This is a genomic window from Acetivibrio sp. (genome assembly GCF_035371925.1).
In the GTDB taxonomy this organism is placed as follows: domain Bacteria; phylum Bacillota; class Clostridia; order Acetivibrionales; family Acetivibrionaceae; genus Hungateiclostridium.
Window position 1 is genome coordinate 1 of the sequence record NZ_DAORXT010000131.1, and the last position, 5887, is coordinate 5887.

At 36.9% G+C, this 5887-nt stretch carries 6 protein-coding genes; 2 read left to right on the forward strand and 4 right to left on the reverse strand.

What is annotated here, in order from left to right; all coding sequences use genetic code 11:
* Nucleotides 1-230: 230 nt before the first annotated feature.
* Both PLH43_RS12770 and PLH43_RS12775 read right to left on the reverse strand, forming a co-directional pair.
* The gene (locus PLH43_RS12770; RefSeq protein ID WP_324363725.1) at nt 231-1040 is read right to left on the reverse strand and encodes an RMD1 family protein; all 810 of its coding nucleotides are present in this window, start codon (nt 1038-1040) and stop codon (nt 231-233) included.
* A 22-nt stretch (nt 1041-1062) separates the two neighbouring features.
* A complete protein-coding gene (locus tag PLH43_RS12775) occupies nt 1063-1887 on the reverse strand; it encodes an RMD1 family protein (protein WP_324363727.1) in 825 nt (274 codons plus the stop codon).
* Nucleotides 1888-2262: 375 nt separating this feature from the next.
* Between PLH43_RS12775 and PLH43_RS12780 the strand changes: the two genes are divergently transcribed.
* Entirely contained in the window at nt 2263-2910 is a 648-nt protein-coding gene (locus PLH43_RS12780; protein WP_324363730.1) for a PilZ domain-containing protein, read from the forward strand.
* An 8-nt stretch (nt 2911-2918) separates the two neighbouring features.
* Here the strand turns inward: PLH43_RS12780 and PLH43_RS12785 are convergent, their stop codons facing one another.
* Nucleotides 2919-4073, reverse strand: coding sequence for a DUF362 domain-containing protein (locus tag PLH43_RS12785; protein ID WP_324363732.1), 1155 nt, complete (start codon nt 4071-4073; stop codon nt 2919-2921).
* A gap of 187 nt (nt 4074-4260) precedes the next feature.
* On the reverse strand, nt 4261-4425 hold the full coding sequence (locus tag PLH43_RS12790; RefSeq protein WP_324363734.1) for a hypothetical protein: 165 nt from the start codon (nt 4423-4425) through the stop codon (nt 4261-4263).
* A 226-nt stretch (nt 4426-4651) separates the two neighbouring features.
* On the opposite strand from PLH43_RS12790, the gene PLH43_RS12795 reads away from it, so the two are divergent.
* Nucleotides 4652-5887: D-alanyl-D-alanine carboxypeptidase family protein (locus tag PLH43_RS12795; protein ID WP_324363736.1), on the forward strand; the 1236-nt coding region annotated here is incomplete at its 3' end.

Sequence of the window (5887 nt, forward strand, 5' to 3'; positions counted from 1 at the left end):
GGAGGAATAAATATTTCATTGATTGTATAGTGTTTTTCTCTTATTATAATTAAAGCATAAGTTTTTACCCCCTGTGCATATAAAGCACAAATATTGAAATTGTATTCTCTTTTCTGATGGTGGTTATTTTTGTATTTTGTTAATAAATCTTATAATAACCAACAATGTCTAGGTACAAGATGGAGAAAGTGTGAAATTGCTTTCTCCATCTTTCTATATTATTCATAATCTTATATGATATGGGCCAGTGAAAAAAGGGACAGCAGAAATATTTCAAATATAAGCAGGCGTTTTTCTGTTTCGCTGTAGCTTAATGATGAATAAAGGCTTACTATTTTTCTAAGGTCTTTTATTTTACTTTGCATTATGTTGAATCGATCGCCAAATTCATAATAATCTGCAAGGATATCATATATTTCATTTGATTTTATACTGTGCTTGTCAAGCGAGGGATGCTCGAATATTCTGATACAGCTCATGCTTTCAAATTCAAACCTCAGGATTTTAGCCATTATGGTGCAGGATTTTTTGGTAAATGTCAGCAGACGCCTTTTTTGTAGTAAAATTATAAATTTTTCCGCTTCATCCAGCAAGGTGTTCAATTGCGTTTCAAAAAGGTCCATTTGAGTTGAGCGGGCTAAAATAATGGACAGGATGTGGTCTATGTTTTTGTCGTAATCAACCCTTATGTCACTGTTTTCCCAAAGGCTGCAGCTTCCATCTTCATCGATTGAAATATTATGGCTTTCGTGATATTTGGGCATAAGGTTGTAATTTATTTTTGAAGTTATCGATTCCAAATACTTAAGAAAGCTGTAAATCTCTTTATCAGTAAAATTTACAAAGGAAATGCAGCCGTATTTAAAAAGATAAACGGCCTTATCCTCAGTGTGGTATTTTAAAATTGCATCAAGCTGATTGCCGGCTACCAATATATATTCATCCCAGGTGAATTTCATATTGGCTTTGAGTAAAGCGGCAATCTTGTCTAAAGGAAGAGAGGTTGCAACCTTGTAGCTTGTAAAGTGAACCGTTTTCATATCTACCAATTCCCCGCCGAAATTACTTTAATAAGTCTGCTACCATAAGGACTACTTCCACAAGTATCAGTATAACTATAACCCACTCAACGAAAAGCCCTCTTATTGAATGGCTTATCGAAGAAAAACCGCTAAGTACATTGTTGAGAATATCGGTTTTTTCCTTTAGTGTAATATATCTGTCATTCAGTTCGAAAAATTCCGACATCATGTCATAAAGATTTTTTGCATCGCTGTTGGTCCAGGTGATGTCCGGCTTGTCAAGTATCATTATGTAAGCTATTGTGTTATACTCATGACGCACAATTTTTGATGTGGTTTTTGCAATTTCTTTGTTGCCGACATTGAGTTTTCCTTTCTCCAGCTTGTCAATCATGGTCTCGAGTGTGTCCAGGATGGTGCTTAAGTGTTCTTCGGTTTTTTCCAATGCCACTGATTTGGCAATAACAGTGGAAACAAGCTCCGGATAAAAGACTTCAAACTTCGGCACGGTCAGATAACTGTCGGTGAGCTCAATTTCGGCATTTTCCCTGACTTGAAGCTCATAATCGTCGGAATACTGTTTGTAGTTTTCAACATCAATATCAATCTTTTCTTTTTTTAAATATTCGATAAAAAGCTTTTCATCTTCGGAAGGAGAGTTAATGAAAACAATGCTTCCGAAGGAGAATACAAGAATCTTCTCACCTTCGGGAATGTCTTTACCGAAAATTTCGGACAAAACGTTTTCATTTAGGATAAGAGGCTCCTCCCAGGTATATTTTTTAGGGATGTTGCATTTTGCGGCAATTCTGTTCAGGTCTATTTCGTTTGTTACTGCATAGGCCTTAAAAACCATTTTATCCAACCTCATCACCTTCAGTCTCTATTTTAAACATATTTGCCAGTGCTATTTCTTTTATAGATTGCTTTAAAATCAGCAACATTATCAGTGGTATAATATAACAATGGGAAAGGTGTTAAATTTTAGAAAACAAACATTTTATATTGTAAAACAGTACAAAATTACAAAAGGGAATTCTTGATGACAATTATATCACAACAAAACTCTAATGAAAAGGTGATACTTTTAGTTGTTCATAAATTCTTCAAAGAAGGATTTTTATATATGCTTGTAGAAAATATAAATCAGGAAATATTATTCTATCACTGTCACACAGGTTAAAGGTCGCATGTGCTAAAAACAATGGTCTTGCTTTATATCACAGGAGGGCAATGATATATGAAAGTTGGAGAAATTGCATCCATCCGCCACTATTCCGGAAAAACATGGTTTAAAAGTATAGTGCTTCAAGTTGAAAAAAATATGCTCGTCGTAAAACTCATACGGGAGTTTGCCGTGCTGAATTTTCTTGAAAATGACCCTGTTGTGTTGGGGTATGAGGAAAACGATGAAGTATTCATCTTAAGTTGTGTTGTAACCGGAATAGATCCTGATTGCAGCTACATAAAACTAAAGATTGAGTCCGTAATGCCTCTGAAGGAGCAGAGGGAATATGAAAGGTTTCCTGTATCTTTTTATGCAAAGATAAGATGTGAAGACTCTGACAAAATCAATATTGCCACAATCAAAAACATGAGCTTTGACGGCTTGATGATTAACACAAATGCCGACTTGCCATTGAGAAAAAACATTGAGGTCATAATATATCCTACTTTTCAGGAAGTGAAAATAGACCAGGACGTTGACAAAACCGTTATTTCTCTGAAGTCTGATATTGTAAGAAAGGAAGCTTTTGCAAGGTACTTTGAATACGGGCTCAAGATAACAAATATTGATGCCCAGAATCAAAATCTCATAAGGCTTTATCTTCAAAGCATAAAGGGCATGCAGGCAAAGTTTTTGAAGGATTTGAAAAACAGCCCGTAATCAAAGCTTTATTTCTTGTTGGGATTGTAAAAAAACTTGCGAATAAACGGAAGCCTGATGTGAATTGCGCTTTCCGGGCAAAGCTCCTGACAGCAATAACATCTTATGCATCTTCTGTAAGTATATTTTGGAGCCTCATTTTTGTTATTGTTATGCCAGCCCAAAGCTTTAGGCTTTACCGGACATACGTTTACACATACTCCGCACTTTATGCATTTGGACTCTATGATGAAGGGCTTTGGAACAATGGAGTTTCTCAAAAACTGAATGGCTCCGCCGGGCTTAAAGGGCTTTACAGGCTCTCTTCTTACATCAAAGTCGTAAGCTATGAAGCTTTGAAGATCATCTCCTACGATTTCAATTTCATTTTCATCATAGGTGCCAAGGCCTGCTTCCTTTCCGGATACTATAGTGGGGACAAACTCCGGGTTTAGGTTTATCATCTTGCATACGGTAGCGTCCAAAGCAATAGGATCCGAGGACAGAAGTATTGCATTCATTTTTTTGGGAGTTCCACCCCTGGGGCCGTTGCCTTCCATTGCCATGATTCCATCCATGACAAAAAGGCGCGGCTTCAGATATACATTAATATCCACGAGCATTTTGGCAAAGTCTGTAATGCTGGGAATTCGAACATGAAATTCTCCTTTTAAAGGCCCGGGTATGCATCCAAACTGATTTTTCACACATCCTGTCATTCTCGCAAATCCATGGGTTTTCAATTTGGGCAGGCTGATTATGCCGTCGCAGTCTAAAACACCGTTGGCTATTATAAACTTTTTGTTTTGAACTGCATTTTCAAAGAAAACTTCCTTGCCTTCCGAAAAATCTGCAAGTTTAATCCCAAGTTCCTTTGCTGCTTGCTCTAAGCCGGATTTTCTGGCGGCAGTTATAGGTTTGTGTATGCCAGGGGAGTCACCGTATGTAAGGTTGGTTATTCCTGCTTCCATAAATATTTCAGCCACGGCTTTAAATACGGAAGGATGCGTTGTGGCGCATTTTTCGGGAGGATCTGCCGAAACAAGATTGGGCTTTAAGAGTATTTTTTCATCGGGTGCTGCAAATTTATGTGGACCTCCAATAAGGTCAAGCCCTCTTTTTATGGCTGATTTAACTGTGTTGTAATCATAGCTTTCACATCGGATTAATGCCACTTTTGACATTATTGTTAACCACCTCTTATTTTTCTTTTACAGTCTATACTAGCATATATCAATAAAATTTTAAAGGGAAATGTGAAAAAGCAGGAAAGAAAACAAGCAGTGTCAAAAGGTGCTGATAAAATGTGGGTACATAGACGGGTTTTCATAACGGTTCATCTTTTACACTGCTTGCTTTAAATTTTTGATATTATTTCTTGCCTGACTTCTTGCCTGTTTTTTTATCCTGCTTTAACTCTTCATATTTAGGCGCAATGTTTTCTCCCAACTGGTCGTTTGCAAATTCATATTTCCCGGATGCGTCCTTGATATTTTTTTCATTGGCCTTTTTTTGCTTGTTTTTGTTTTTAGACATAATTTCACCTCCTGATTTTAGTTTTCCAGATTAAAAAAAAGTAATGCAGAAAAGTGGAAATGTAAAATCAAACCAGATATAAGAGCAGAAGATATAAGAGTTGTATTAATGGAATTAAAGTACTATAATAATGTTAAAGCAATATACCTGTAAATTGAAATAAATATTTCGTCGATTATATAAACACCAATTATGTATTAAAACAAAGAACTGGATGAGGTTGGATATGTATAAAAAAATCTTGGCACAAATTCAATGCTTGATGGTAGTTGTATTAATTTTATTATCCTTTGAAGGTTTTGCTTTCGGAGCTCAAGAAGCTCCTGAAATCATGGCTCCTTCTGCTATTTTGATGGAATTGCAGAGAGGGCAAATACTCTATAAAAAAAATCCGGAAGAGAAGCTTCATATTTCGTCTGCAAATAAAATTATGACCGGCCTTATTGCTTTGGAGAAAATGCAAAACCAGCTGAACACAAGTATTACCGTCAGCAAAAAGGCGGTTTCTGTTGAAGGTGCTGTGTTGAATCTTGAGGTTGGGGGCAAGTATCCGGTTGAAGATTTGATATATTCGGTTTTGTTGGGCTCGGCCAATGACAGTGCCAATGTTTTGGCAGAGTATATTGGCGGAGATGAGCAGGGGTTTGTTGAGCTTATGAATAAGAAGGCCAAAGAGCTTGAAATGAAGGATACTTATTTTACAAATCCAACAGGTTTGTATGATGAGAATCAATATACAACAGCGTATGACCTGGCTGTTTTGATAAGATATGCCGTAACAAAATCCAACACCTTCAATGAGATTTTTTCATCCAAGGCCAGACCTTGGGTGGACGGAAGGCAGATTTTGATAAACAGTAACGAGTTGTTCTGGAGCTATGATGGTGTTGACGGGGGAAAGACTGGGTATAACGAGAAGGAACGTCAAACTGCAATTACCACGGCTACAAGAAACGGACAAAGGCTTGTTTGCATAGTGCTCGATTCGCCGGAAGAAAGCCTGTATGATGATTCGGTAAAGCTTTTGGATTACGGATTTTCAAATTTTAGGACAGGCATTTTGGTATCGATGGGACAGCCCTTAAAGAGAGTTGCTGTGGGTGATAAAAGTGTGGATTTGGTTAGCATAGGTGACTATTATTATACCTATCCTGTTGGAGAAAACTATATAAAAGATATTGAATTTAAAGTTGCCGAAAACTTTGATCCTCCCGTACTCAAAAGTGATGTTTTGGGTATTGCAAAGTATATTCTTGAGGATGGGACAGTTATTGAAGTAAGTCTTCATCCGGCAGTTGACGTTTATTCTTCGGTGGGCTGGTTTGAGTCATTGCTAAATCAAGTCAAAGAATACAGGGATATAACCGTATTATTGTGTATTCTTTTTGCAATAGAAGTGTTCATTATTATTTATCATATAGTAAGGATGATAAAACGGGCATTTTCAAGACTCGTTTCCCGG